29 protein-coding genes are annotated in these 25,480 nt (G+C 40.3%); 12 read left to right on the top strand and 17 right to left on the bottom strand.

The genetic code is table 11. The annotated features are described in order from the left end of the window. Nucleotides 1-110 precede the first annotated feature (110 nt). A complete protein-coding gene (gene yhfH / locus MKY11_RS05095; protein WP_008359029.1) occupies nucleotides 111-248 on the top strand; it encodes a protein YhfH in 138 nt (45 codons plus the stop codon). 339 nt (nucleotides 249-587) lie between these two features. Beyond that, nucleotides 588-1,877 carry a cation:dicarboxylase symporter family transporter gene (locus MKY11_RS05090; RefSeq protein WP_008348850.1) on the top strand — a complete coding sequence of 430 codons (1,290 nt, stop codon included), beginning with the start codon at nucleotides 588-590 and terminating at the stop codon, nucleotides 1,875-1,877. 32 nt (nucleotides 1,878-1,909) lie between these two features. Here MKY11_RS05090 and MKY11_RS05085 read toward each other — a convergent pair whose 3' ends face one another. The 7 genes from MKY11_RS05085 to MKY11_RS05055 all read right to left on the bottom strand — a co-directional run bounded on the left by MKY11_RS05085 (nucleotide 1,910) and on the right by MKY11_RS05055 (nucleotide 11,956). After that, nucleotides 1,910-2,959: a M42 family metallopeptidase gene (locus MKY11_RS05085; protein WP_024720001.1), complete on the bottom strand. Its 1,050-nt coding sequence runs from the start codon at nucleotides 2,957-2,959 to the stop codon at nucleotides 1,910-1,912. 144 nt (nucleotides 2,960-3,103) lie between these two features. Further along, nucleotides 3,104-5,413 (bottom strand): YhgE/Pip domain-containing protein, encoded by a 2,310-nt coding sequence (locus MKY11_RS05080; RefSeq protein WP_039167547.1) that lies wholly within the window; start codon nucleotides 5,411-5,413, stop codon nucleotides 3,104-3,106. 64 nt (nucleotides 5,414-5,477) lie between these two features. Next, the gene (locus MKY11_RS05075; protein WP_007497184.1) at nucleotides 5,478-6,056 is read right to left on the bottom strand and encodes a TetR/AcrR family transcriptional regulator; all 579 of its coding nucleotides are present in this window, start codon (nucleotides 6,054-6,056) and stop codon (nucleotides 5,478-5,480) included. 175 nt (nucleotides 6,057-6,231) lie between these two features. After that, on the bottom strand, nucleotides 6,232-7,644 hold the full coding sequence (gene hemY / locus MKY11_RS05070) for a protoporphyrinogen oxidase (RefSeq protein WP_039167644.1): 1,413 nt from the start codon (nucleotides 7,642-7,644) through the stop codon (nucleotides 6,232-6,234). A 22-nt stretch (nucleotides 7,645-7,666) separates the two neighbouring features. After that, nucleotides 7,667-8,605, bottom strand: coding sequence for a ferrochelatase (gene hemH / locus MKY11_RS05065; protein ID WP_017366949.1), 939 nt, complete (start codon nucleotides 8,603-8,605; stop codon nucleotides 7,667-7,669). A gap of 32 nt (nucleotides 8,606-8,637) precedes the next feature. Further along, on the bottom strand, nucleotides 8,638-9,696 hold the full coding sequence (hemE, locus tag MKY11_RS05060) for a uroporphyrinogen decarboxylase (protein ID WP_025207037.1): 1,059 nt from the start codon (nucleotides 9,694-9,696) through the stop codon (nucleotides 8,638-8,640). Nucleotides 9,697-9,820: 124 nt separating this feature from the next. Beyond that, nucleotides 9,821-11,956, bottom strand: a complete 2,136-nt coding sequence (locus MKY11_RS05055) for a transglycosylase domain-containing protein (RefSeq protein WP_017360307.1) — start codon at nucleotides 11,954-11,956, stop codon at nucleotides 9,821-9,823. Between the two features lie 127 nt (nucleotides 11,957-12,083). On the opposite strand from MKY11_RS05055, the gene MKY11_RS05050 reads away from it, so the two are divergent. After that, entirely contained in the window at nucleotides 12,084-12,569 is a 486-nt protein-coding gene (locus tag MKY11_RS05050) for an antibiotic biosynthesis monooxygenase (RefSeq protein WP_007497177.1), read from the top strand. A gap of 58 nt (nucleotides 12,570-12,627) precedes the next feature. Here MKY11_RS05050 and MKY11_RS05045 read toward each other — a convergent pair whose 3' ends face one another. Beyond that, nucleotides 12,628-12,915 carry a hypothetical protein gene (locus MKY11_RS05045; RefSeq protein ID WP_223255613.1) on the bottom strand — a complete coding sequence of 96 codons (288 nt, stop codon included), beginning with the start codon at nucleotides 12,913-12,915 and terminating at the stop codon, nucleotides 12,628-12,630. Between the two features lie 148 nt (nucleotides 12,916-13,063). Between MKY11_RS05045 and MKY11_RS05040 the strand changes: the two genes are divergently transcribed. Beyond that, on the top strand, nucleotides 13,064-14,251 hold the full coding sequence (locus tag MKY11_RS05040) for a M20 family metallopeptidase (protein WP_008348870.1): 1,188 nt from the start codon (nucleotides 13,064-13,066) through the stop codon (nucleotides 14,249-14,251). A 28-nt stretch (nucleotides 14,252-14,279) separates the two neighbouring features. Here MKY11_RS05040 and MKY11_RS05035 read toward each other — a convergent pair whose 3' ends face one another. From MKY11_RS05035 to MKY11_RS05025, 3 genes are read right to left on the bottom strand one after another with little or no spacing between them, the layout of a single operon-like run. After that, nucleotides 14,280-14,987 (bottom strand): EcsC family protein, encoded by a 708-nt coding sequence (locus MKY11_RS05035; protein WP_024719995.1) that lies wholly within the window; start codon nucleotides 14,985-14,987, stop codon nucleotides 14,280-14,282. A 54-nt stretch (nucleotides 14,988-15,041) separates the two neighbouring features. Next, nucleotides 15,042-16,262, bottom strand: coding sequence for an ABC transporter permease (locus MKY11_RS05030; protein ID WP_058337518.1), 1,221 nt, complete (start codon nucleotides 16,260-16,262; stop codon nucleotides 15,042-15,044). Next, a complete protein-coding gene (locus tag MKY11_RS05025; RefSeq protein WP_008348877.1) occupies nucleotides 16,255-16,995 on the bottom strand; it encodes an ABC transporter ATP-binding protein in 741 nt (246 codons plus the stop codon). Before MKY11_RS05025 ends, MKY11_RS05030 begins: the two co-directional genes overlap by 8 nt. 487 nt (nucleotides 16,996-17,482) lie before the next feature. Here MKY11_RS05025 and MKY11_RS05020 point away from each other — a divergent pair, with 487 nt between their 5' ends. The 3 genes from MKY11_RS05020 (at nucleotide 17,483) to MKY11_RS05010 (ending at nucleotide 19,793) form a co-directional block, all read left to right on the top strand. Continuing rightward, nucleotides 17,483-17,911: an HIT family protein gene (locus tag MKY11_RS05020; RefSeq protein WP_008348883.1), complete on the top strand. Its 429-nt coding sequence runs from the start codon at nucleotides 17,483-17,485 to the stop codon at nucleotides 17,909-17,911. A 158-nt stretch (nucleotides 17,912-18,069) separates the two neighbouring features. Further along, entirely contained in the window at nucleotides 18,070-19,149 is a 1,080-nt protein-coding gene (gene serC, locus MKY11_RS05015) for a 3-phosphoserine/phosphohydroxythreonine transaminase (RefSeq protein ID WP_007497164.1), read from the top strand. Between the two features lie 125 nt (nucleotides 19,150-19,274). Next, nucleotides 19,275-19,793, top strand: coding sequence for a tryptophan transporter (locus tag MKY11_RS05010; protein WP_008348886.1), 519 nt, complete (start codon nucleotides 19,275-19,277; stop codon nucleotides 19,791-19,793). Between the two features lie 47 nt (nucleotides 19,794-19,840). Here the strand turns inward: MKY11_RS05010 and MKY11_RS05005 are convergent, their stop codons facing one another. Then, nucleotides 19,841-20,032: a hypothetical protein gene (locus MKY11_RS05005; RefSeq protein ID WP_008348888.1), complete on the bottom strand. Its 192-nt coding sequence runs from the start codon at nucleotides 20,030-20,032 to the stop codon at nucleotides 19,841-19,843. A 128-nt stretch (nucleotides 20,033-20,160) separates the two neighbouring features. Between MKY11_RS05005 and MKY11_RS05000 the strand changes: the two genes are divergently transcribed. Both MKY11_RS05000 and MKY11_RS04995 read left to right on the top strand, forming a co-directional pair. Further along, a complete protein-coding gene (locus MKY11_RS05000) occupies nucleotides 20,161-20,517 on the top strand; it encodes a YtxH domain-containing protein (protein ID WP_007497160.1) in 357 nt (118 codons plus the stop codon). Nucleotides 20,518-20,704: 187 nt separating this feature from the next. Beyond that, nucleotides 20,705-21,319: an HTH-type transcriptional regulator Hpr gene (locus MKY11_RS04995; protein WP_342501906.1), complete on the top strand. Its 615-nt coding sequence runs from the start codon at nucleotides 20,705-20,707 to the stop codon at nucleotides 21,317-21,319. On the opposite strand, the gene MKY11_RS04990 is transcribed toward MKY11_RS04995, so the two are convergent. Continuing rightward, a complete protein-coding gene (locus MKY11_RS04990; protein WP_058337520.1) occupies nucleotides 21,297-21,641 on the bottom strand; it encodes a YhaI family protein in 345 nt (114 codons plus the stop codon). The genes MKY11_RS04995 and MKY11_RS04990 overlap by 23 nt on opposite strands. Nucleotides 21,642-21,875: 234 nt before the next feature. Between MKY11_RS04990 and MKY11_RS04985 the strand changes: the two genes are divergently transcribed. Both MKY11_RS04985 and MKY11_RS04980 read left to right on the top strand, forming a co-directional pair. Further along, complete coding sequence (locus tag MKY11_RS04985) at nucleotides 21,876-22,394, top strand: DUF3267 domain-containing protein (RefSeq protein ID WP_008348895.1); 519 nt, start codon at nucleotides 21,876-21,878, stop codon at nucleotides 22,392-22,394. Between the two features lie 82 nt (nucleotides 22,395-22,476). After that, complete coding sequence (locus tag MKY11_RS04980) at nucleotides 22,477-22,662, top strand: hypothetical protein (RefSeq protein ID WP_072368131.1); 186 nt, start codon at nucleotides 22,477-22,479, stop codon at nucleotides 22,660-22,662. 53 nt (nucleotides 22,663-22,715) lie between these two features. Here MKY11_RS04980 and MKY11_RS04975 read toward each other — a convergent pair whose 3' ends face one another. Beyond that, nucleotides 22,716-22,805 (bottom strand): YjcZ family sporulation protein, encoded by a 90-nt coding sequence (locus MKY11_RS04975; protein WP_034647786.1) that lies wholly within the window; start codon nucleotides 22,803-22,805, stop codon nucleotides 22,716-22,718. Nucleotides 22,806-22,950: 145 nt separating this feature from the next. Next, complete coding sequence (locus MKY11_RS04970; protein WP_008361129.1) at nucleotides 22,951-23,037, bottom strand: YjcZ family sporulation protein; 87 nt, start codon at nucleotides 23,035-23,037, stop codon at nucleotides 22,951-22,953. A 161-nt stretch (nucleotides 23,038-23,198) separates the two neighbouring features. Between MKY11_RS04970 and MKY11_RS04965 the strand changes: the two genes are divergently transcribed. Further along, nucleotides 23,199-24,074 (top strand): peptidylprolyl isomerase, encoded by an 876-nt coding sequence (locus tag MKY11_RS04965; RefSeq protein WP_024719991.1) that lies wholly within the window; start codon nucleotides 23,199-23,201, stop codon nucleotides 24,072-24,074. Nucleotides 24,075-24,129: 55 nt separating this feature from the next. Here MKY11_RS04965 and MKY11_RS04960 read toward each other — a convergent pair whose 3' ends face one another. Together MKY11_RS04960 and yhaM are read right to left on the bottom strand one after the other, a co-directional pair. Then, nucleotides 24,130-24,360 (bottom strand): sporulation YhaL family protein, encoded by a 231-nt coding sequence (locus tag MKY11_RS04960; protein ID WP_017360318.1) that lies wholly within the window; start codon nucleotides 24,358-24,360, stop codon nucleotides 24,130-24,132. Nucleotides 24,361-24,468: 108 nt separating this feature from the next. Further along, complete coding sequence (gene yhaM, locus MKY11_RS04955; RefSeq protein ID WP_007497151.1) at nucleotides 24,469-25,422, bottom strand: 3'-5' exoribonuclease YhaM; 954 nt, start codon at nucleotides 25,420-25,422, stop codon at nucleotides 24,469-24,471. Nucleotides 25,423-25,480 lie beyond the last annotated feature (58 nt).

Genomic DNA, 25,480 nt, shown 5'->3' with positions numbered 1-25,480 from the left:
CCATTTTTCATAAAAAAAGCATTCTTCTTGCCTATTGTTACAAAACAGATTGACAATTATCAATCTGTTATAATACAATGATAACAATAAAACGTATTGGAGGATGACAAATGCTAGGAAAAATCACTGAGTTTTTTAGAAATTTGCCTTCAAAAAAATGCACAAAATGTGGAAATGATTTAATGGAACAGCACGAGTGTTACGGTAATGAATGTGAGGAATGCTCACAAGTAAGTTATCTTAAATAAGGAAATAAATAGAATAAAAAAGCACTTTTTTCCTCCTTCGTCAGTTGGAGTCAAAAGTGCTTTTTATTTTTTCTGAAAAATAGGTAAAAAGGTAAAACCCTTGGTACAGAAGGGTTTTTTAGTATTTTCATATGATGACTTTTAGTTCGGAAGGCACTTTTTATTGACTTAAAACAACGAATGGGGTTCTAAGTGTCCATTTTTTCAAATAATTTTGTATTTTCTTAATATAATTTAATCGTGGACGAACCTCTTTAATTTTAGTTATACTTTAATTCATATATTAAAACTTAATATAATGGGAATATTCCTTTAATGAATATGTTAGGGAGGAAATCTATGAAAAAATTAAAATTTGGATTAGCAACTCAAATCCTAATCGGTCTTATTCTCGGTGTCGTGGTTGGTGCGATCTTTTTCGGTAACCCTGGTGTTGAGACATATTTAAAACCAATTGGAGACTTCTTCTTACGACTCATTAAGATGATTGTCATTCCGATTGTCGTATCTAGCTTAATTTTAGGTGTTGCAGGTGCGGGTGATGGTAAAAAAGTAGGGAAGCTTGGTTTTAGAACCATTCTTTATTTTGAAATTATCACAACGTTTGCGATCATCCTTGGTCTTGTGCTTGCGAACTTTGTTCAACCAGGTGCAGGCGTTGACTTTGGACATACAGAAAAACAGGATATTAGCCAGTATGTTGAAACGGAAAAAGAACAAAGCAGTAAATCAGTTGCTGATACGTTCCTTCATATCGTTCCGACGAACTTCTTCCAATCATTGGCGGAAGGTGATTTGCTTGCGATTATTTTCTTCACTGTATTATTCGCACTTGGCGTTTCAGCGATTGGTGAACGCGGCAAACCAGTGCTCGCCTTCTTTGAAGGTGTGTCACATGCGATGTTCCATGTCGTCAATGTTGTGATGAAAGCTGCACCATTTGGTGTGTTCGCGCTCATTGGTGTGACAGTATCAAAATTTGGTCTTGAATCTCTCGTTTCATTAGGTAAGCTCGTAGGTCTTGTTTATTTTGCGCTCGCTCTCTTCCTTATCGTTGTATTCGGAATTATTGGAAAGATGATTGGCGTCAATATTTTCAGATTTCTTGCTTACATGAAAGACGAAATGCTTCTCGCCTTTAGTACATCCAGCTCTGAAACAGTTTTACCGAGAGTCATGGATAAAATGGAGCGCATCGGGTGTCCAAAAGGAATTGTTTCTTTTGTTATCCCAATTGGTTATACGTTTAATCTGGACGGCTCCGTCTTGTATCAAGCCATTGCGGCGCTTTTCTTAGCGCAGGTATATGGCATTGACCTCACGATCGTACAGCAGCTCACACTAATCCTTGTATTGATGGTGACATCAAAAGGAATGGCTGCCGTTCCTGGTACATCCTTTGTCGTATTACTTGCAACACTTGGAACGATCGGTGTTCCTGCTGAAGGTCTAGCCTTTATTGCAGGTGTTGATCGTATCATGGATATGGCAAGAACCGTTGTCAACTTAACTGGTAATGCACTTGCAGCTGTCGTGATGTCTAAATGGGAAGGGCAATATGACCCTGAAAAAGGACACCGCGTGATGACTGGACAAGATGTACCTGAGCCAACACAACTTTCAAGCTAATCAAAAAGAACCCCGCGATCGGGGTTCTTTTTTTATACTGTGATTAATTTGCTTTGAACATAGTGGTACAGTAGATTGGCTGTATGAATCAATGAGTCTTCATGGGTTCTTTCAAAGGCATGCGAAGAGTCAATGCCAGGTCCAATCAGTCCATGAATGATATCATGCCCTGCTCGAATCGCTGCTGACGCATCTGAACCATAATAAGGGTATATATCAAGGCGGTAATCGATCTTATTTGCCTCAGCTAATGCGGCTAAATGTTTGCGCAGACCATAGTGATAAGGACCGCTAGAATCCTTCACACATATTGACACACTGTATTCATCAGTTGATTGACCGTCACCGATGGCTCCCATATCAACAGCCAAATATTCCACCGTTTCTTCCGGAATATTCGAGTTCCCACCGTATCCGATTTCTTCATTATTTGAAATTAAGAAATGTGTCGTATGCGGCAATGTGATGTTCTCTGTTTGAATGCGGTGAATCAATCTCAGCAACAACGCCACACTTGCCTTATCATCAAGGTGTCTTGATTTAATAAAACCTGAAGATGTCACTTCCACTCTAGGATCAAATGAGATAAAGTCTCCTACTTGAATGCCAAGTGCTTGCACATCGTCTGCATTTTTCACTTTCTCATCTAAGCGAATCTCCATATTTTCTTGATTTCGCTTCGCTTTTCCAGCATCCTCATATACGTGAACGGACGTTTGATGCATCAGAATGGTACCTGTGTATGTACGGCCTGTTACTGTTTCAATTTCACAATACTCGCCTTCTATCGAGTTATATTGAAAGCCTCCAATGAGTGCAAGACGCAGCCGGCCATTTGATTTAATTTCTTTGACCATCGCACCGAGCGTATCGACATGTGCTGTCAGCATGCGGTGTTCCTTGTCATCTGTTCCTTTTAGGGTGGCAATTAATCCGCCTTTTCGATTTCGCTTCGTTTCAATATTTAAATCTTGTAAAAAACGTTCGACAAAGCCAATCACTTTCTCAGTATTTCCTGATGGACTTGGGATCGACACAAGCTTTTGAATAAGCTGAATCGTTTCATTTACTTCCGTTGTCATTCGGCATATCCTCCTTCATCTAAAAGAAATTCTTTCCAAGCATGCCTTTTTTCAGCATCCTTCTTAAAATATATCGCTTCGGGTTCCTGATGTCTAATTTCTAATAGAAAAAACCTTTCTCATGAAAGAGAAAGGTTTTTTTGATTAAGCTTCTTCTTGTTTCATTTTTCTTATGTTCCAAGCAAAGTATGCTGTTGTTGCAGCCATCATGATGATGGCTACTGTTCCAAGAATCGCTGCTTGGTGCCATAAATAACTGTTATCACCGCTTGCAATGATCGTTCTAAATCCGTTGATGGTATACGTCATTGGAAGCAGACTGTGAATAACTTGGAAGAATTTTGGTACAAGCTCAAGCGGGAATGTACCCGCACTTGCTGCAAGCTGAAGAACCAAGATAATGACGGCAATAAAGCGTCCTGGGTTCCCCATCGTCGTCGCAAGAAGCTGAATGATCGCTAGGAATGTCAGACTGACGATGATTGCAAAGAGATAGAAGCGCCAGAGGCTTTCCACTTCAAGTCCAAGTCCAAAGATCAGCATGGAGCTTGCAATCACTGCCTGCAAGATACCGACTAAGAGAAGCACACTATATTTGCTGACAAACCATTCAAACGCATTTCTAGGGCGTCCTGCAGGATCTTTCATTGGGAATACAACAGTCAGCATAAGAGCTCCAACAAAGAGTCCCATTGATAAAATATATGGTGTGAGCCCTGTTCCATAGTTATCAATTTTTTTCGCTGTATCATTCTCTGTTTTGACTGGGCTTGCAATCATATTGTAGTTGTCCTGCCCCGCATCAATGTCTCCTGTTTCATCTGCAGCGCTTTTTAGCTTATCAGAAAGCTTTCCAGTTCCACTTTTTAAGTCACCTAATCCTTTATCAAGGGATTTTGACCCTTCAGCCAGTTTAGATGAGTTGCTTTGGATACTCGCTGATCCACTTTCTAGTTTATTCAATGCTGCACTAAGCTGGCTTGAACCATTTGCCAGTTTATCCGCACCACTTTTCGCTGTATCAAGCTTTCCATTTGCTGTTTGCAGGCCATCTTGTAATTTCCCTTGGCCCGTTTGAAGCTTCAGTGCACCTTGATACAATTTATTCGTACCGGATGTCATTTGATCAATCGCATTTTGTATGGCGACTGTCGATGTATACAGCTGTTCTGTTTTCTCTGGCAGCTGCTTGACTTGCTGTAGCTGTGCTTTTGCAGATGCAACCGCAGACTGAACTTCACTTGCGTCAGGCAGTTCCTGCAGCGCCGCTAAGCTTTGCTCAAGACCAGACAAATCAGGCAGTTCGATTGTAGGAAGACTGTCTAGCTGATCCATTGCCGCCTTTTTCTCTTCATCTGTCATCGAGCTGTTTTGAATAATACTTTTAACTTTTGCATCTCGATTAGATAATGCTTCTTTTAAAGAAGCAAGTTTGGTACTGAACGTTTTTGCATCTTCTTTCACCTGATCAATCTTAGGCGCCATCTTTTCAAGATTCGCTAATTCAGGTGAAGACAATACTTTCTCCACAGCAGCGATTTTTTCTGAAAATGACTGTGCTTTATTGTTCAGCTGCTCAATGCCTGCTGTGAATTGCGGCATTTTAGAAGAAAGCTGCTCATGTCCTTCACGGCTTGTGTTTAACCCTTCGGTCAATGTATCAATTCCTGTGCCAAGTTCACCAAATTTCTGATCAATCGTTTGATAGCCTGTTAAGAGCTGACCAAGACCGCTATCAAGAGATTGAATTCCAGTGTTCAGTTCACCCATTTTTCCTGCAAACTGATGAACACCTTCGCTATACGTTAACGTTCCTTCTGCCAATTTCGCCAGATTGTCTTTTAACTTTTGGCTACCGTCTTTTGCGCTTTTTGTTCCGTCATCAATTTTCTTCGCTCCATCGCTTGCTTGATCTAATCCTTTTGCAATCGTTTTGAAGTTATCAAAGATGACCTCTGCATAATTTTCTGTGACTTCCTTTGAAACCGAATCTTTTAATTTGATAATGGCGTTATTCGCAATTTGAGACGCAGCATAGTTTGCGCCTGGATTCGTATAATATTTCAGATTCGATTTTTTCGGATGTTTGTCTAGTACTGTACTCGCATTTTTCGAGAAATCTTTCGGAATCTCGACGACGAGATAATAGTCTTCGTTATTTAACCCCTTGATGGCCTTTTCTTCACTATCAACAAAATGCCATTTAAAACTATCGTTTTTCTTCAATTCCTTCACTAAATCATCGCCCACTTGAAGGGTTTTGCCGTCATAATGACTGCCTTCATCCAAGTTGACAACTGCTACAGGTAATTGATCAACTGTACCATATGGATCCCAGTAAGCTTTTAAAAATACACCACTATAAATCAGTGGAATAAATAAGACAGCTAAAATCGGGATCAGTAGTTTTTTGCTCGTCACAATGTCTTTCCATTGATTCCGAATTAAATTCATTGCTGTTTTCCTCCCATTGATGAATGACTAAATTAAGAATTCGGTCATTTGAACTCAAAAAAAATTATGTTGTTGCAGACAGTCCTTTTAGTACATAAAGCTCGAGCGATTCAGCGACCTCTTCTTTTGTTAAAGGCTCATATCGCTTTTCCCAGTCAAAAATAAGTGCAATATATAGTTTCACCATCACAAATGCCGTCAATTCAGGATCACAGGGCTTAATGTCGCCTTTTTCAATCGCTTCTTTTACTTTTGTTTTAATATAGCGAATGATCATCTGCTCCATTTTTTCAATCATTTCTTTCACTGCTGATGTGCCAAGCTCCGCATTTTCCTGAAAGATTTTAATTGTAAGCTGGTGGTTTTTTCGAAATTCTAATATTGCAAAGAGTGCTAAATGAAGGTTTTCTGAGAAACTATTCTTCTCATCTATTGCTTCATCTGCAATTTTCCTCATCTCCATTAACAGTGATGTGAAAATTTCATCGAACAGCTCTTCTTTGTTTTTGAAAAAAGTATAAATCGTTCCTTTTCCAACGTTGGCAAGCTTTGCTACAAGGTCCATTGTCGTGGCTTTATACCCGAACTGGGTAAATGCCTTTGTTGCTCCATCTAAAATCATTTGTCTCCTATCAACACTCATGATCTCACTCCCAAAATGACTATTTGAACGTTTCGGTCATTAAGTACAGAAAGTAATATACCACATCCTTTTCCTCAGATGCAACAACTTTGTTCAATTTTATTATTCACCACTCTTTTCTAAACATACGAACATGAAAAACTCCCTTTCCATGACAGAAAAGGGAGTTTGTTTTTTATGAAAATAGATAAGATACAGCTTCTGAGATGGCAGCTTTTCCTTGATCAATACAATCAGGAATCCCAACACCTTCAAATGCAGCACCCGTGATATAAATACCAGGATATGATTGCATAAACGTTTCTCGCATCGTCGAAATCTGTTTTTGATGACCCACATGATATTGCGGCATGCTTGTTTTCCAGCGAGTCACTGTCGTCAGCTCTGGATCTGCTTTAATATCCATGATTTTCTTCAAATCCTCCAGCACGATGCTCACGATTTGATGATCAGACTGTTCGACAATTGATTCATCGCCAGCTTTCCCAACGTATGCACGGAGCAATGTTTTTCCTTTAGGTGCAGTGTGAGGCCATTTCTTATTTGTCCACGTACATGCTGTAATGGAGAAATCACTATTTCTTGAGATGACAAAACCAGTACCATCATATTCATTGTGAACATCCTCTTCTTTAAATCCGAGTGCAACTGTTGCAACAGAAGTCGATGTCATGTCATGCAAGTACTCAAGCCCTGCTTCTTTTGGAAACATGGAATAGATCGATTGGTGAGGAGTTGTCACAATGGCAGAATCTGCAAAAAGCGTTTGACCGCTGTCTAATTGAACGCCATAGCCTCCCTCTGCTTTTTCGATCTGGGTCACTTTTGTCCCTTTGTAAATCTTCGTCAGCTTGAGTTTACTTTCGACCGCTTCAACAAGTGCTTGCAGCCCTTGATTGATTGTCTGGAACTGTCCTTGCTTTTTCGCTGTCACTTGTTGCGCTTTTGCATGCTGCTGTGATTTTTTCATCCCAAGAATCAAACTGCGATGCTTCTGTTCTGTTTGATAGAACTGCGGGAAGGTAGACATTAAGCTCAGGCGATCAATGTCACCAGCATAAATGCCTGATAGTAGCGGTTCAATTAAATTCTCCACCACTTCATCACCCACACGTCTTCTAAAAAATTCCCCCAGAGACTGATCTTCTGTCTGTTTGCTTTTTGGCAAAACGAAATCCATCGCTGCACGTGCTTTTCCGGCAACTGAAAAAAGCCCAGTTGTAATGAACGGACTGATTTGAGTTGGAATGCCCATGACAGCCCCCTTTGGCATCGGATGAAGGGTTTCATTGACTAATACATACGCTTGCCCTGTTTCATTATTGACGAGCTGATCAGATAGGCCAACATCTTTTGCCAGCTGGGGTCCACTAACCTTTCTTTCTAAAAATGAATCGGGTCCACGTTCAATGATATAACCGTCTTTATATAATGTTTGAATTTTTCCACCTAGCCTAGGACTCGCTTCAATAAGAGATATTTGGATAGGAAGGCCTTTTTCTTCAATTTCCTTTTCCAAATAGAAGGCGGCGGCCAAACCCGTGATGCCACCGCCAATGATGACAAGGTGTTTTTGATTGTCATGCATAGGATCGCCTTCTTTTATATGATTACTTGCTTTCATTAAGCTTCTTTAATACGACTGCTGCCAGTGCATCAATAAATGCTGGTTTCGCATTTGGCATTTCTGGACGATAGTAGGCTGCACCAATTTCATCCGTGACGACTTTACATTCATAATCATTGTCGTATAACACTTCAAGGTGATCAGCGACAAATCCAACAGGCACGTATACAAATGTTTTATAGCCTTTTTGCTCAAATAGGTCACGCGTGAGATCCTGTACGTCTGGTCCAAGCCATGGATCAGGCGTATTGCCTTCACTTTGCCAGCCAATTTCATAATGCTCAATTCCTGCACCTTCAGCAATCATTTTTGCAGATTGTGCAAGCTGATCAGGGTATGGGTCCCCTGCTGCAATAATTTTTTCAGGAAGACTGTGTGCAGACACAATCAGCACTGCTGAATCTCTTTCTTCCTGACTCATGGATGCATACGTCTCTTTCACTTGTTTCACCCAATAGTCCACAAACTTCGGTTCATCGTACCAGCTTTCAACAGAAGTAATGTTCAGATGGCCAAGCTTTTCTGCTTCATCTTGTGCACGTTTGTTATACGATTTCACACTAAATGTGGAGAAGTGCGGTGCAAGGACAATACTCACCGCTTCTGTGATGCCATCTCGGTGCATGTCAGCGACTGCATCTTCAATGAAAGGCTCAATATGTTTTAACCCAATGTATACATGAAATTCAATCTCATCTTGGATCTCATTCAAATGTTCACACAAACCATTTGCCTGCTGTTCTGTAATTTTTGATAAAGGAGAAATGCCGCCAATTGCCTTGTAGCGGTCCTTTAAATCTTGCAGCATCTCCGGCTCTGGCTTTCTGCCTCTACGGATATGTGTATAGTAACGTTCAATGTCTTCTTCTTTATATGGGGTGCCATATGCCATGACAAGTAGCCCCATTTTCTTTTTCTCCACAACCAACACTCCTTCAGATCATTTGAAATCATTTAGATGGATGTCTTTTTATGTTTAGCTGAATAATCGTGAATAAAATCTGTCAGCTTCTTTAACGTGTCTGGTGAGACATCAGGAAATACCCCGTGACCTAAGTTAAAGATGAATTGATCTGATTTCATCCCTTGATCTAAAATCGCTGCTGCTCTTTCTTCAATCACTTCCCAAGGAGAAAGTAAAATCGTTGGATCAAGGTTTCCTTGTAACGTTTTTGTTAAGCCTTCTTTTCGCGCTTCGTCTATACTCATACGCCAATCCAGTCCAACGACATCAAGCGGCAAGTCATGCCAATCTTTGGCCAGATGGCTCGCACCGACACCATACATAATCATTGGTACGTTTTCAGACTTCAGCTCTGTGAAAATACGCTGCATGACAGGCTTAATGAAGGTCCGGTAATCTGCTGCATTTAAAGCGCCAACCCAAGAGTCGAAGATTTGAAATGCTCGGACGCCTGCTTTTACCTGAGCGCGTATGTATGTGATCGTCATATCGGCTAATTTATTCATCAAAAGCATCCATGTCTCTGGCTCACTGTACATGAGCGCCTTTGTTTTATGATAATTTTTAGATGGACCGCCTTCGATCATATAGCTTGCCATCGTAAAAGGTGCACCTGCGAAACCAATCAGCGGAACATTCAACTGCTCCTCTGTTAACAGCTTGATCGTATCAAGCACATACGGCAGGTCTTCTTCAGGATGAAGCTCTCCAAGACGCTGGATATCTGCCTTTGTCCGAATAGGCGAGTCAATCACTGGTCCAATTCCATTTTTAATTTCAACATCCACTCCAATAGCTGGAAGCGGAGTCATAATATCTTTATATAAAATAGCGGCATCTACACCATATTGTTCTACAGGAAGTCTTGTTACGTAAGCACATAGCTCTGGCTGATGCGTAATTTCAAATAGCCCGTATTTTTCTTTAAGGGCACGATATTCAGGCTGCGAGCGTCCTGCCTGTCTCATATACCAAACCGGTACATGGTCTGTTTTTTCCCCTTTGCACGCCTTTAAGAACGTGTCATTAAAAGCCTTCGTTTTTCCCATTACCTTTCATTCCACCTTTCGCCTCACACTCTCTTTGTATAAGGCTCAAACACTGCTTTTACTATACCGCTTTTTCAAGGCTCGGTATACTAAAGCGGCTCAATGTTCAAAAAATCGCCGAATATTAACGTCCAAAAGCCTCTGGCTTGATATAAGCACTGCCTTCGCCTTCTTCTTGTGTTTGAGTATTGTATGGAACAACCTTATACTGCGCATCTGAAAACACATTTGCATACGGCATTGTGTAGCTGTTTGTTCCTGTTACAGAATCGATCAGGGTCTCGCTTCCATTTCTCTTTTCATAAATACGATATTCAACGCGTTTGTCTTCCTGTTCATCCCATGACAGCTCCAATGTAAAGAGCCCTTTGATTTTAAATGCATAACGTGCTTCAAAGCCTGACAGTCCTTCTAAATGGATTGGCGATTGAAGTTCTTTAATTCCCTCTGGTTTTTGGAATGTTTCATTGGTTATTTGGGCTGTCGTTAAAATATCTTTCATTAACTGCACTGGATACTGACTGCCGCCAGTTAAATAATGACTGTTATCCGTTTTGTCATACCCCATCCAGATTGCCCCTGTTGTACTAGGCGTGTAGCCAGCAAACCAAGCATCTTTCGTTGCCCCTTTGACACCGGAATACGTAGTTGTCCCTGTTTTACCAGCCAAATCTCCAGCGTATGATCCGCTCTGAGCGGTTCCGCCTTTGACGACCTGTTGAAGCATTCTTGTCATATTCCAAGCATTTTGTACGCTAAACACTCGTTCTTCTTTGTTTCGATTTTTTTCTACGGTTTCTCCATCATCATTCGTGATTTTCTGAATGAAGAACGGCTTTTTATAGACGCCTTCATTTGCAAATGTATGAAATGCTCCAGCTATCTGCAATGGAGAAACCCCTTTTTCTAGACCACCAAGCGCTATGGCAAGTCCTTTATCCGAAATATCCATCCCCATTTTCTCAAGATAGGATTTAGACGTATCGATGCCAAGCTGGCTTAACGTCCATACGGCAGATGTATTTTTACTTTTCATGAGAGCCTCTACCATCGTGACCCTGCCCTCGTACTGTCCATCGTAGTTCTTTGGAGAATAGCCGTCATAGCTTTTTTCCTTGTCCTCAAGCAGTGAATACGGTCTGAATTTTTTCTCCTGCATCGCTGGACCATATACTGCGATCGGCTTAAAGACAGAACCAGGCTGTCTAACAGCTGTGACTCTGTTATAGCCTCTTGCCTGATATTCTCGTCCGCCTATTGCTGCTTTTACACCACCAGATGCGTTGTCAATAAACACAGCGCTGCCTTCAGGTGACCCGCTTTTTCCCGGGAAATAACGATTGTTTTTCATTGCATCATAGGCAACTTTTTGCAAATTCATATCGATTGGTACCGTAATGGTATAGCCGCCTTGAAGCAATTGTTCATGCGAAATCGAATACTGTGATTCTGCTTCTTTAATCATGAGATCTACATAACTGTCCACCCAAGGGGTTTCTGATTTCTTTTTTAAATGAATACCAAGTGTTCTTCCTTTTGCTTCAACTGTTTCTGTAGAAGACAAATATCCTTGTTCATTCATTAAATTCAGGATGGTATCCCGTCTTTGTTTATTTTTATCTGGGTGTAGAACAGGGGAATACGTTGAAGGTGCCTTTGGCATGGCAGCAAGTGTAGCTCCTTCACTGACAGTGAGATCTTTTACATCTTTACTAAAATAGTAATTGGCCGCTGCTTGGATCCCATAGACGCCATGACCAAAGTAAAGCTGATTCAAATACATTTCAAGCAGCTTGTCCTTTGAATAATCTCTTTCTAAATTGATCGCAATAATGACTTCTTTTGTTTTTCGAAGAAACGTTTTATCATTTGTGAGAAAGATATTTTTGGCGAGCTGCTGGGTGATGGTACTGCCGCCTTCTACCTTTCCACCTGCTAATATATCTCGATAAACCGCCCTTGAAATCGATTGTGCATCAATTCCGTGGTGCTCATAAAAGCGCTTGTCCTCTACAGCAACAAAAGCTTTCGCCACTTTATCTGGGACCTCTTTTAATGACACAGGATCCCGATTTTCTGAATACATGCTTGTGAGTTCTTTTCCATTCTGATCAATGATTTTCGAGGAAGCGTGAAAAACGAGCTTCTTCTCATCTATGACATAATGTCCTAAAAATAAAATGGTCAGATAGCCAATAAATGAAAGCACGATTGTACTTCCTGCAATGACTAATGGAATGATTATCTTCTTTTTCTTCAAATTAGGTCACCTCATTCCTTTATACGGATAGTATGGGATGTATTGCTTCATAATATGTTTTATGGATTGACTACCAAAGAATTATATATCATTCTTTTGTTATACTATCAAGCAGGAGGCGGTTTAGATGAATTTCTATATTACATATGGAACAGCAGACTTTTTGCAAAAAATCGCAAAAAAACATCATCTTGAAAATCTGCTTTATACGGTCGGTAAGGAACAAGCGGCTCTTTTTCATGAAACGGAGGGTGAGACAGTCTTTAAAGCACCCCATGCCTATGATGTGATTTATACAAAAGGTGAGCTCGTCCAATCTGGCTTTGTCACGCTGAATCATATCCCTGTAAAGCTCGAAAGCAGAGCACTTTTTGAATCCACCTTTCAGAAAAAAACAAACATGTCAGAGCACCAGCGCGGCTTTCAGGCGCTTCGTGTTTTAAGACCAAAAAAGGATGAAGAGGTGTACTTAATTTTGACCCTTTGGGAATCTGAAGACTTATTTCAAGACTTCCAAGAATCAGAAGCATTCTTTCAGCCACACGAGGATACTGGCTCCATCTTCTCTCGTCCTGCCTATCTGACATCCTATCATGCCGTCATAGACCATTAAGGAAGTGCTGCTTTTCGCACTTCTTTTTTTCATAAAAAAAAGCCCTTCTGCTGGGCTTTCAACGCTTATCTCTAAGCTCGTACCGATGAATGATTGGCTGAAGTACATAAAAATTCAGCAAGATCCACCCTAATAAGATTGGCCATTTGAGCATAGGTGAAGCACCTTTCATCTGAATAAGTAGTACCAACAGTGGAATCAAACAAATCATCAAAAAGCTCATCTTCGAAACGAACGTTTCTTTGATTTGATGCCGGCAGCTTGGACAAAGCATCATTCTCGTATGCGATAAATGAAATTTTTCGACGAAAGAAAATGCTTTTGAACAATTTGGACAGCTTCCCAATGCCACTCCCCCTTTTCAAGCTTCATACTTAACCTTCGACTTTTATATAAAATGACCTTTTCTGTCATTCTCGACATCCTCTTCTGTTGAAAGATTCTAACAATTACCATACAATCAGTAAAAGAGCCTAAAGGAGGTTTTCGGATCAATGACAGTATCCACTTTACACAAAAGGATCAATGAACGTCTTGATGAACATTATGAGGAAATGGTTGAAATTAGACGCCATCTCCATATGAATCCAGAACTTTCTTTTCAGGAAGAGGAAACCGCTGCTTACATCGCTCAATATTATGACAGATTACATATCCCAACACGCACACATGTAGGCGGACATGGTGTACTCGCTTTTATTGAAGGAGCTTCCCCTGGACCGACCATTGCACTGAGAGCTGATTTTGATGCACTTCCCATTCATGATGAAAAGGATGTACCTTACCGTTCAACAAAACCTGGCGTCATGCACGCATGCGGTCACGATGGCCACACAGCAACACTTCTCGTCTTAGCGAAGATCTTACATGAGCACCGAGATCAATTAAAAGGAAAAATCGTCCTCATTCATCAACACGCTGAAGAATATGCCCCCGGCGGTGCGAAACCAATGATTGAAGATGGCTGTTTAGACGGTGTTGACGTCATTTTCGGCACCCACCTTTGGTCCTCAGAGCCATGCGGCACTGTTCTTTATAAAAGCGGGAACTTTATGGCAGCCGCCGATCGTTTCTCTATTCAAGTGCAAGGGAAAGGCGGACATGGCGCACAGCCGCACCTAACGAAAGATGCCGTACTCATCGGTTCACAAATTGTAGCCAATCTTCAGCAGGTCGTGGCCCGTAAAGTCAACCCGATTGATTCTGCGGTGGTATCTGTAGGGGGATTTGTCGCTGAAAATGCCTTTAACGTCATTGCAGATTCGGCCGTGCTAACAGGTACTGCACGTTCCTTTGAAGAGAGTGCACGCCATATCATTGAACGTGAAATTGAACAGGTGGTGAAAGGTGTCTGCCACATGCACGATGCCTCTTATACTTATGAATATGTAAGAGGCTATCCTGCAGTCAAAAATCACCCTGCACCAACTGAATATATAGCAGAAATAGCCAAACAGACAGAAGGAGTCACAGAAGTAAAAGAAGCCGAAACTCAAATGGGCGGAGAAGACTTCGCTTACTACCTTCAGCATGTTCCTGGTACTTTCTTCTACACAGGCGCTATGCCAGAAAACAGCCAAGATGTGTATCCACATCACCATCCGAAATTTGATATTAACGAAAACGCAATGCCTGTCGCAGCAAAGGTACTCGCTCATGCCGTCCTTTCCTACGATGAATAAAAAAAAGCCGCTGCCACCAGCGGCTTTTCTATTTCGATTCTTTCAACACTCTCAAGTGAAACACATGGCGTGCGACTTCACCAAGCTGTCCTGTCAGCTGATGATTTGCCACCCCACCAACAGCGGCACCGACCACAGGCATTAATTGAAACAGCTTCACAAGGTCAATATAATCTCGATATTCCTGCTGAAAGCTATACCAATCCATTTCTTCCCGGGTTGTTTCCCATTCTTCAATGAGTTTCATCATTTTTTGACGGTGTGCACTGCTTGAAAAGGCGAGTTGAAAAATACAAAGCAAAAAGAGCCTTTCCTCTTTTTGAGACAAATCAAATCCATATATACAAGCAAGCTCATATAGACATTTCATTTTAATACTCAAAAGGAGAGGGAAATCCGCCATTCCGAGAAACAATCCACCCGCACCTGTGCCAATTCCTTCAATCGCAGCGGCCTTTTGATAATATGTCACCTTTTCCTTTGCCAGCTCATTTCGCTCTACAATAGACAATTGTTCATCAATGACTGTAAATGAAGTAAAATGGCTTCCTGATACGGTGGATTCAACCATTGTTTTCACCGCACTTGTGATGACTTGATGAAATCGAGCAGGGATTCGACGATTCACTTGCTGCTGAACACCTTTTGAAAACCGCTCGATCTTGGATGGTTTTCTTAAAAAACGCATTTGAAAAAAAATGGCCTCTTCATACAGTTCCCGTTCAGCTGCATTCATCCCAGTACCCTCCTTGGTGACATCATACGCTCGCTGTAAAAAACAAATCTCCGCTTATCTCATCTTTTTTAATCTGCTTTGTACGTAAGGCTTGAATAGGACAAGCACAAATACCAATGAAATGAGAAGAGCAAGTCCGCTTCCCTTCCATCCACCTGCTGGGAAAACGGCGGAGCTCAGTACAATTGACTGGATGATGAGTACATTTCGTACGAGAACAAAAAAGCTTCGATCTTTTTCTTGCTGAGACACAGGATAAAGTGCCTGTAACGACAGATGAGCAAAGTGCTTTGTTAACGGGACAAGCTGTACACCTGTGATAAAGACTGTAAACAAGACAAGTAATGCCCCCACCCAGCCTGCTGCACCTGTATACAAGAGGATGAGCACAAACACGACCGTTAACCTAAACACAAGACCAAAATAGTCATTTGAACGTAAAAACGCCCTCACATACATATAAGAAAAAGCTTTACGCTGTTCATAAGGGACAAACTGCAAGACCCAGTCCATATACGCCCTTCTTTTCACTTGCTTCTTTAAATGAGGGACATCCGTAAATAAGTTTGCCAAGCGGTAAAAACGCTGTTTTCGTTTTAACTCATCAGAAATATGCAATTCCCATTGAAAGGGCTGTTTTTTTACTGCATTTGTTAGATAAATGAGATAGACAGCATATAAAAGATAAAAAACAATGGCAATGGCATAAGCTGCTTGTAAAACGGTATACATTAACATTGTATTGAGCAGAAAACGAATCACTGCATCAATCCATCTGACATGTTTCCCTTGAAAATAAGTGATTCTCCATTGAATCGCTGTATTCAGACCTTTTATTAAGATCATTTGCGCCAAAATGAGCACATATAGCATCAGATCGCCTGTGGAGACAGCCGAATATAGCGGAAGTGCAATAATGGACACGGCAATCAAAGGAAATAACTGAGAAATGAAGCTAAAGTTAAACGCTTGTTTTAAATAAGGGTCCATCTTAGCTTCCAAAGGAAGCATAAACACAAGATCTGCCTCTTTGATCAACGTTCGCACGTAAGAACTAGTCAGTACCAATGAGAAAACAACTGCCATGACCCAATAGGATGGGAAGTGAGCTGGAATATGCTTCAGCCAATTACTGTACCAACTCGCCCCGCCTGCAAGGAAAAAAATGAGCACAATCACAAGATGATCGTTGAACATATATTTTAAATATTTTCTTGTTTCTTGTACGTGTTCTTCTAATCGTGATTTCCAAATGGTTTGCGTTGTTTTACTCATAGCTTTCTTCCTTTGTTAATTCCAAATAAAGATCATCGAGTGTCGCATCTCTCATGTTGAACTGCTCTCTTAGTTCTGTCAGTGTTCCTTTCGCTCTAATTTCCCCTTCATGCAAAATAATAAAGGAATCACAATAACGTTCCGCTGTGGCTAAAATATGCGTTGACATCAGAACACTTGCGCCATTTTGTTTCGCCGCATTCATACGTTCTAATAGTGCGTTGATCGCAAGCGGATCAAGCCCTAAAAACGGCTCATCGATAATATACAACTCTGGCTCCACAAGAAACGCACACATAATCATCACCTTCTGCTTCATCCCTTTAGAAAAATGAGCAGGGAACCATTTCAATCGCTTCTCCATTCGGAATTCCTTCAGCAAAGACGGCAGACGTTCTTCTAATTGTTCTTTTGAAAGGCCGTAAGCCATCGCTGTCAGCTCTAAATGCTCTTTTAACGTTAATTCTTCATATAAGACAGGTGTCTCTGGAATAAACGTAAATTGTGAACGATACGCCTCTTGATCTTCTTGAAGGGTTCGTCCGTTCAGCTCAATGACCCCTTTATGAGGTTTCATTAATCCAATAATATGACGAATGGTTGTACTTTTTCCCGCCCCGTTTAAGCCAATGAGACCAACGATTTGGTTTCTTTCTAATTCAAATGAAATATTTTTCAGAACGGGATTCTTTGTATATCCACCCGTTACATCTTTTACAGTTAGAAGGGACATCAGTTCGTTCCTTTCTTTCTTTTTTCCTTTATAGTACCAAAAACGAAAGACAATTTGAAATGTTTACCTATAGACAACTCATGAATAAAACATCGGCATACTGGTCATCATAATGTATGTAGAAGAAATGAACTTGATGACCAATACGTAAATGAGGTGTTTGTTAAAGGCAATAACCGCATGACAAATTGGTTTTTCATCTAAAAACCTTAGCTTCTGTTTTGCTTCACTGATTCTTGATTTTTGTGTCCTATACAAATATGTATACGACGAACCAAAACGTCAAATGAGGTGTTTACGGCAGAAATAGCAGGCATATGAATTCTTTATTTCAGTAAATAGAGAATTCAAAAGGCATATCAAATGAAAGCATCAGCATTTCTTCTGCAGGAGCAGGATGAGCGACCAAAGGAGTTCGCTTGTCCTGTTTTCTTTTTTGCTTCTTTTTGTGATACGATAAAGGAAAAATAATGAGGAGTGACATGGCGTGAGCGACTGCATTTTTTGCAAGATCATTGATGGAGACATTCCATGTGCAAAAGTATATGAAGACGAGCATGTATTGGCTTTTCTTGATATCAGCCAAGTAACAAAAGGACATACCCTTGTAATCCCGAAAATACATAAAGAAAACATTTATGACATGACACCAGAAGTGTCTAATCATTACTTCCAAGCGATTCCAAAAATCGCTAGAGCCATCAAACAGGAATTTGAACCAATTGGTTTAAACCTTCTAAACAACAACGGTGAAAAAGCCGGGCAATCTGTGTTCCATTACCATATGCACATCATTCCACGTTATGGCAAAGGCGACGGCTTTGGTGCCGTATGGAAATCTCACCAAGATCAATATACATCAGAGGATTTAAAAGATATTTCTTCCGCCATCCATACGCGCCTTACCTCATCTTAATTGATGAGGTTTTTCTTTTTTTCACTTCTTTCCTGTGCTTATCCTCTGAATCGTAAGATATTTAGGACGATTCAAATTTTTTGTCCAAATGCTTCAAATTTGTGATAGGATGGTTTTATCTTTTGATCCATTAACGCGAGAAATAGGGAGAGATTGTGATGAAGCGAACGACGAATTTTAATGCTGGTCCGGCGGCGCTGCCGCTAGAAGTGCTTCAAAAAGCACAGGAAGAACTTGTTGATTTTAAACAAACCGGGATGTCTGTGATGGAACTTTCTCATCGCAGCGGTGAGTATGAAGAAGTCCACAATAAAGCGAAAGCACTCTTGGTAGAATTGATGGACATTCCAGAAGATTATGAGGTCCTCTTTTTACAAGGCGGGGCAAGTCTTCAATTTGCAATGATTCCGATGAACTTCTTACATGAAGGCGAAACGGCTCATTTCATCCAAACAGGTGCTTGGTCAGAGAAAGCCTTGTCAGAAGCAAAAGGGTTTGGTGAAACATCAGTGTTTGCCTCAAGTGAAGACGACAACTATTCGTATATTCCAGATGTAGATGCTTCCGTTTTAAATGACGGTGCTTACTTGCACATCACATCGAACAATACCATTTTCGGTACTCAGTGGAAAACGTTCCCGAACACGTCACTCCCGCTTATTGCCGACATGTCCAGTGATATCCTCAGCAAAAAAATAGACGTGTCTTCATTTGATTTCATTTATGCCGGGGCACAAAAAAACCTAGGGCCTTCTGGTATCACGATTGTGATCGCGCGCAAACGTTTATTAGAGAAAGAAAAAAGCGGCACACCTAAAATTTTAAAATATTCAACACATGCCAAAGCCAATTCTCTTTATCACACACCACCGACTTTTGCGATTTACATGCTGTCCCTTGTCTTGGAGCATGTGAAACAGGCGGGCGGCGTAGAAGCAGCAGAAAAACGCAATGAACAAAAAGCAGCGCTTCTGTATGATACGATTGATCAAAGCGGCGGTTTTTACAAAGGGCATGCACGTGCTGACAGCCGTTCACATATGAATGTCACGTTTACCCTGCGTGATGATGCACTCACTGCATCCTTTGTGGAGAAAGCAAAACAAGAACAAATGGTTGGACTCGCCGGCCATCGTTCTGTTGGCGGATGCAGAGCCTCGATTTACAACGCTGTCTCTATAGAAGACTGCCAAAAGCTTGCGGACTTTATGAAAAAGTTCCAGCAAGAAAATGAGTAAAAAGGCTTTTCTATCGTGAAATAAATTTGTTATAATAACGAGAAATATAAAGTCATGACTCTTGCAATAAATGATCAGCCATATTATTGGAGAGTTCTAAGAGCTTAGCAGAGGAGAGCATAGAAATGAAAACAAAAGAATTAGTGATTATGTCATTGCTTGCAGCAATGGGAGCTGTTTTGCATACGATTTTCCCGCCCATCTTTTTCGGAATGAAACCTGATATGATGCTGGTCATGATGTTTTTAAGCATCATCCTTTTTCCAAAGGTACAGCATGTCGTTGTGATCGCCCTAGTCACTGGGGTCATTTCCGCTTTGACAACAGGTTTTCCAGGCGGACAAATTCCAAATATGATTGATAAACCGGTGACAGCCTTTATCTTCTTAGCCCTTTTCTTATCTTGCCAGAAGATCAAGAACAAAGTCGTTCTGACCGCTGTACTCACCGCTGTTGGGACCGTCGTATCGGGCGTGATTTTCCTATCTGCCGCTTTACTGATTACTGGACTGCCGGCTGCGTTACCAGCACTTCTTGTAGGTGTTGTCCTGCCAGCAACTGTGATCAATACGATAGCTATGGTATTTGTCTTCCCGATTGCTCAGTCCATATTAAAGCGTGCAAGAATGATTGAAGTCGCTTAACGAATAACTGAACCTCTTCATTGGATGAAGAGGTTTTTTTCATACTTCTATAAAAGAAAAAGGGTAAGCAGCAAAATGGAGAGCGAAATCCCTGCACCTGCTGCACACACAATTGCTTTTTGTCTTAATACATGTTTTGGCGGATAAGACCCTGCATACCCAAGCTGCCTTACATAATGAATGGAACCCCCTGCGAAAATCACACACATACACGTAAAAACGAACAGAAAGACAGACAACCTTCTCCCCTCCCTTTTCTTCAAAAGTATGCTAAAATAAAGCAAGCTATGTATGGAAGTTCAATGAAGCTGATCGTCAGCTCAGAGAGAACATGCGAATGTGTAAAATTTGACTAGAGGTGATTGGAATGGCTAGTGGACGTTCTTTATTAACAGGATTATTTGTAGGCGGTCTCCTCGGAGGTGCGGCAGTGCTCCTGACGACTCCCTCTTCTGGCAGAGATGTACGCGGAAAGATGAAAGACGGCTATGACAAATTCGAAGATACGCTGACAAGATTAAAAAGAGATGGACAAGCTTTAAAAGAGCAGATTGTTGAAACCGCAAAAGAAAGTGCTGAAGTCATTAAAGAGGTCGGAACTGAATTGCAAACATCCATTCAGCAATGGCGCGAGGAAATCAAACCTCATCAACAGGACCTACAAAAGGAAATTCAGGAAATTGAGGAAAAGCTCAAACAACTGGAGAAAACCTTACAAAACTAATATACTCACAAAAAAATATTCGTTTACAAAAGTGTGCGGGGTGCGTATCCCGCACTTTTTTTGTTGAAAAAAGGTTATTTTGTCAATGTTTTTCATGACTTTTAAAAATTCTTGAATTTTCAGCTTTATTAATCTTTATTTTATTGGCATAATAGAATTACAAGAAAAAGAGAAGTAGGTGAAATGGATGAATCATTCGGAACAGCCTTTCGATGTAAAAGAAGCACTTTTATTCAGTCAAAGAATGGCCCAATTGAGCAAAGCTCTTTGGAAATCCATTGAAAAGGACTGGCAGCAGTGGATCAAACCGTATAACCTAAATATCAATGAACATCATATTTTGTGGATTGCGTATCAATTAAAAGGAGCTTCAATATCAGAAATTGCAAAGTTTGGCGTCATGCATGTATCAACGGCGTTTAACTTCTCTAAAAAATTAGAGGAAAGAGGATTTTTAAAATTTTCTAAAAAGTTAAACGATAAACGCAATACGTATATTGAACTAACGCCAAAAGGCGAAGAGACATTCCATAAACTACTCGAAGATTACGACCCGGCCCGAACTGGTATTGTCAAAGGCGCACAGCCGCTTCATGACATTTACGGAAAGTTCCCTGAAATTTTAGAAATGATGTGTATTATCCGAAACATTTATGGTGAGGATTTCATGGAGATTTTTGAGAAATCGTTTTCAAACATTGAGAAGGACTTTTTGAATGAACGTGGGAAAGTCACGAAAAAGCCTGAAGAACTTGAAGACTCAGTGGAGGAAAAAGCGGCTAAAGCAAATCAAATTGTTTAATGATCTTTATAAATTCATTCATTAACGGCTGAAACAGCCCTTGATCATGCAAAGCAAAAATCGTCTCATGAACATCCAGCTTTTCAATTAACTGTCCCGCAAACAGCGCAAGGAGATCGTCGAACATGACGTAGCCTTGTGCTTTTTGCTTGTCCATTTCATCTGAGAGCTCAGCACAAATACGCTCAATGTCCTTTGCCTCTTCTTTCGATACACGCTGCCGGATCAATAGCGCATAATATGGATAAGGGCTCATATCTGTCGCCGTCAGTAACAGTTCCATATAATATTCGAGCTGGCTCATTCGTTCCTCAATACTCATGTACGTTCCCTCTTTCTCTTAGTCACTCTATTTTAGCCGAAATTACTCATTGACGAAAGAGACGAACCTCCCTCTTATGTCTTTTTTTCTTGAAAAACCCAAAGTTTCCTCTCTTTATTCCATATGAATGTAACAATTTATTTTTTTTCTTGAAAACCATTGATTTTTATCCTCAGGAAGAGTAAATTATCTTGAGATATTCAATTAGTTTTTTTGAGATTGGAAGGATGAAAAATGAATTGTTGGAAGACCATTAATCTTGAAAAGGATTATGGTTATACGAGAATGATGATTTCAGCCATATGTCTGACTGTATTTTTTTTCATTATGGCATTTTTATGTTTTCAACTGACTCATCCTGAAACGAGGCTCAGCAGTCACAATGCACCGCTTTTTATCGTGCTTTTACTTGCGACATTGCTTGTCCACCGCGTGGTTCACTTGATCCCAGTCATGAAACATAAGAAAAAAATGACGTTATTTAAACGAAATTGCTGGCAGCGCGTGCCTAAGAGAGTGATGCTTTTCTCACTGCTCAGCCCGTTTTGTGTCATCTCACCTGTTTACTTTGTTTTAGGAATGGCATTTCCAATGTACGCACACTATTTTATCATGATCGCAAGTATTCATGCAGGCTATTGTTTGCCTGACTTTTTATTTGCTTGGAAACTGCTAAAAGCGCCAAAATCATGCATCATTGATCAAGCCCAAGACGAGTTTGATATTTTAGTTGACCCAACTTCCTCATCATGAGGTTTTTAAAGCCAACTTCTATCTTTTTCATAAAAAATTTGGTAATGTAGTATGGGAATAGCATAGAGAGGGGGGATCTCCGATAGTTTTATTTTACTTCATCGTCTTTGCCGCGTTTATTGTGTATTCAATAAACAGGCTTACTAATACATTATGCCTTGTCAGAGAGATTCCTGAAGAACGGCAAGATAAGGTGTTTCGCTTTATCAATGTATCGATACTGATCTTACTGATCTCATCATTTGTTGAAATTACCATATCTATTTAAGATCAAAGCAAAAGCTGCCTGTTTGATGGCAGCTTTTTGTGTATGATGATCTATTAGTAAATCCAAGATGCACCGATAATGATCAATAAGATGAATAACACGACGACTAGTGCAAAACCGCCAGCAAAGACTTCTCCTCCCATGTGAAAACACCTCCTGCCAGTTCTTCCTCTGTTCTAAGCTCAGTGTATGCAGAAAATTTTAAAACGTTTAGGCACTTGTCATCGTTTTAAAAAAGAACCGCCCGCACGCATGGCAGGACGGCTCCTTTCTGTCACAGCGATTTAATTAATAAAGATATGCTGCACCAACGATGATCAGCAAAATGAATAGCACGACCAATAAAGCAAACCCATTAGAATATCCTGCTCCCATATAATTCAGCCTCCTTTTTGTGATCAATATATGTGTATGTTGGTCGCAAAAATTTGACTAGACGAATGCCCTCCCATTTGCATTTCTTTTTACAGCATGTCACAATATGTTATGATACAAGCAATGATAAATAAATTGGAAAGATTAGGAGTGTTTTTTGAATGAAAAAAATGGCTTTAGCAGCTGTAACAGCAGTAAGTGTTTTAACTCTTGGCGCATGCAGTAGCGGTGACAAAGAAGTGATCGCAACAACAAAATCAGGAGATGTCACAAAAGAAGAGCTTTATACAACACTTAAGAAACAAGCAGGTGGAGATGCTTTAAACCTACTTGTTCAACAAAAGGTTCTTGCTGACAAATACAAAGTATCAGATAAAGAAATTGATAAGAAATTGGAAGAATATAAAAAGACACTTGGTGAAGATCGTTTAAAACAACTTCAAGATGAATTCGGAAAAGATTACATCAAAGATCAAGTAAAATATGAGCTGCTGACTCAAAAGGCTGCCAAAGCTAACATCAAAATCACTGACAAAGAAGTAAAAGCATATTACGATGACCTAAAAGGAAAAATCCGCGCAAGCCACATTTTAGTTGCTGACAAGAAAACAGCAGATGAAGTAGAAAAGAAATTAGATAAAGGCGAAAAATGGGATGACCTTGTATCTGAATATTCAACTGACACTGCTTCAGCAGCACAAGGCGGCGATGTAGGCTGGTTTGCAAAAGAAGGCCAAATGGATGAGAACTTCAGTAAAGCTGCCTTCAAACTAAAAGTAAATGAAATCAGCAAACCAGTAAAATCTCAATTTGGTTACCATATCATTAAAAAGACCGAAGAACGCGGTAAATACGATGACATGAAAGCAGACTTGAAAAAAGAACTGCTTGATCAAAAACAAGCAGACAACAATGAAATTCAAACGATCTTAAACAAATTGGTGAAAGATGCTGATGTGAAAGTAAAAGATAAAGAACTTGAAAATACATTCAAAGAAAAATCTGAGCAAACCACACAACAAACACCAAACCAATAATGAACGAAAAACCCCTCTACATGAACTTGTAGAGGGGTTTTTTTATTCTTATTGATTATGCAATCGAATGGTCCTCATGCTTCGCCGTTTCCTGGGATCGTTTCATTTGCTGTCCTTGACGTCTACGCTCTCTCTCCTGCTCCATTCGTTCGATAAAGATTTCTCCCTCTTTTTCAATAAAGGATTGATCAATCTCTTGCTCCTCTTTGGCTGTCGTCATTAATTTATAGGCACAAAAGATAATACCAATGATACATGCATATACCCACCATGGAAAAAATAACATTGTCTTCGCCTCCTTTTTCAGGACTAATCTCTCTTCCTTTGTGTTACATGCTTATGCGAAAAGAAGACAAGTTATGAAAAAAAACGCCCGCATCAAACGGGCGTTTTATCATGAGGATTCATTGTGAAAGGTTGGTTTATAAAACGAACGATTCTCTAGTGCAAAAATACGCTCTGTATATTCTCCTGGCTTCACATGCTCAAGCGCACGATCCATCATGTTCATTTTTGCATCTAAATTATCTATATAGTGGAGAATTTCGGCTTCCTTCACCATTGGTGGTTTAGGACTGCCCCACTCCCCTTTTCCATGATGACTCAGCACTAAATGCTGCAGAATCAGAATTTCCTCAGAATCAATGCCAAGCTCCTCTGCGGCTTTCGCAATTTCTGTCACCATAATAGAAATGTGGCCAATTAAGTTCCCTTCTACTGTATATGTGGTGGAGACAGGACCCGAAAGCTCTTTGACTTTCCCTAAATCATGTAGAATGATCCCTGAATATAAAAGATCTCGATCTAGTGATGGGTATAGATCAACAATGGATTTCGCTAAATGAAGCATCGATACCACGTGATAGGCAAGACCCGAAACAAACTCGTGATGGTTTTTCGTAGCTGCTGGGTAATCAGCAAATTCCTGTCCATATTTCTTCAGCAAATGTCTTGTGACACGCTGAATATTAGGGTTTTTCATATCAAAAATATATTGCATGATGGTATCCATCATATCGTGCTTTGGAATAGGAGCTGTTTCTAGAAAATCATCAATGCGGATTTGCTCGTTTTCAGCAACAGGACGTATATTCCTAAGCTTCAGCTGATTCCTTCCGCGATAATGATGAATATCACCTACTACCTTCACAATGGTTTGCGCAGCATATGTGAGTTCATCGTTCTGCTTTGCATCCCATAGCTTCGCCTCAATATCTCCACTTTGATCTTGAAGAATTAACGTTAAAAATGGTTTGCCATTACTCGCAATCCCTTTAGTAGATGATTTAATTAATAAATGCAGGTCAACTTGTTCGCCGACGTCATAGGTCATGATCCCTTTAGCCATTCAATAAATGCTCCTTCCATGTTTCTGCTCATATAAGTATAACATAAGTCATAATTTG

It is taken from the genome of Bacillus sp. FSL W7-1085, from assembly GCF_038595035.1.
In the GTDB taxonomy this organism is placed as follows: domain Bacteria; phylum Bacillota; class Bacilli; order Bacillales; family Bacillaceae; genus Bacillus; species Bacillus altitudinis.
The sequence above is the reverse complement of the archived record's forward strand: the minus strand, read 5'-3'. Positions and strand labels throughout refer to the sequence as shown.

Excerpts from the sequence above, each read along its gene's own strand:
- yhfH (WP_008359029.1), top strand. The coding sequence starts at position 111 with ATGCTAGGAAAAATCACTGAGTTTTTTAGAAATTTGCCTTCAAAAAAA.
- MKY11_RS05090 (WP_008348850.1), top strand. The coding sequence starts at position 588 with ATGAAAAAATTAAAATTTGGATTAGCAACTCAAATCCTAATCGGTCTT.
- MKY11_RS05085 (WP_024720001.1), bottom strand. The coding sequence starts at position 2,959 with ATGACAACGGAAGTAAATGAAACGATTCAGCTTATTCAAAAGCTTGTG.
- MKY11_RS05080 (WP_039167547.1), bottom strand. The coding sequence starts at position 5,413 with ATGAATTTAATTCGGAATCAATGGAAAGACATTGTGACGAGCAAAAAA.
- MKY11_RS05075 (WP_007497184.1), bottom strand. The coding sequence starts at position 6,056 with ATGAGTGTTGATAGGAGACAAATGATTTTAGATGGAGCAACAAAGGCA.
- hemY (WP_039167644.1), bottom strand. The coding sequence starts at position 7,644 with ATGCATGACAATCAAAAACACCTTGTCATCATTGGCGGTGGCATCACG.
- hemE (WP_025207037.1), bottom strand. The coding sequence starts at position 9,696 with ATGGGAAAAACGAAGGCTTTTAATGACACGTTCTTAAAGGCGTGCAAA.
- MKY11_RS05050 (WP_007497177.1), top strand. The coding sequence starts at position 12,084 with ATGAATTTCTATATTACATATGGAACAGCAGACTTTTTGCAAAAAATC.
- MKY11_RS05040 (WP_008348870.1), top strand. The coding sequence starts at position 13,064 with ATGACAGTATCCACTTTACACAAAAGGATCAATGAACGTCTTGATGAA.
- MKY11_RS05035 (WP_024719995.1), bottom strand. The coding sequence starts at position 14,987 with ATGAATGCAGCTGAACGGGAACTGTATGAAGAGGCCATTTTTTTTCAA.
- MKY11_RS05030 (WP_058337518.1), bottom strand. The coding sequence starts at position 16,262 with ATGAGTAAAACAACGCAAACCATTTGGAAATCACGATTAGAAGAACAC.
- MKY11_RS05025 (WP_008348877.1), bottom strand. The coding sequence starts at position 16,995 with ATGTCCCTTCTAACTGTAAAAGATGTAACGGGTGGATATACAAAGAAT.
- serC (WP_007497164.1), top strand. The coding sequence starts at position 18,070 with ATGAAGCGAACGACGAATTTTAATGCTGGTCCGGCGGCGCTGCCGCTA.
- MKY11_RS05010 (WP_008348886.1), top strand. The coding sequence starts at position 19,275 with ATGAAAACAAAAGAATTAGTGATTATGTCATTGCTTGCAGCAATGGGA.
- MKY11_RS05000 (WP_007497160.1), top strand. The coding sequence starts at position 20,161 with ATGGCTAGTGGACGTTCTTTATTAACAGGATTATTTGTAGGCGGTCTC.
- MKY11_RS04995 (WP_342501906.1), top strand. The coding sequence starts at position 20,705 with ATGAATCATTCGGAACAGCCTTTCGATGTAAAAGAAGCACTTTTATTC.
- MKY11_RS04990 (WP_058337520.1), bottom strand. The coding sequence starts at position 21,641 with ATGAGTATTGAGGAACGAATGAGCCAGCTCGAATATTATATGGAACTG.
- MKY11_RS04985 (WP_008348895.1), top strand. The coding sequence starts at position 21,876 with ATGAATTGTTGGAAGACCATTAATCTTGAAAAGGATTATGGTTATACG.
- MKY11_RS04975 (WP_034647786.1), bottom strand. The coding sequence starts at position 22,805 with ATGGGAGGAGAAGTCTTTGCTGGCGGTTTTGCACTAGTCGTCGTGTTA.
- MKY11_RS04970 (WP_008361129.1), bottom strand. The coding sequence starts at position 23,037 with ATGGGAGCAGGATATTCTAATGGGTTTGCTTTATTGGTCGTGCTATTC.
- MKY11_RS04965 (WP_024719991.1), top strand. The coding sequence starts at position 23,199 with ATGAAAAAAATGGCTTTAGCAGCTGTAACAGCAGTAAGTGTTTTAACT.
- MKY11_RS04960 (WP_017360318.1), bottom strand. The coding sequence starts at position 24,360 with ATGTTATTTTTTCCATGGTGGGTATATGCATGTATCATTGGTATTATC.
- yhaM (WP_007497151.1), bottom strand. The coding sequence starts at position 25,422 with ATGGCTAAAGGGATCATGACCTATGACGTCGGCGAACAAGTTGACCTG.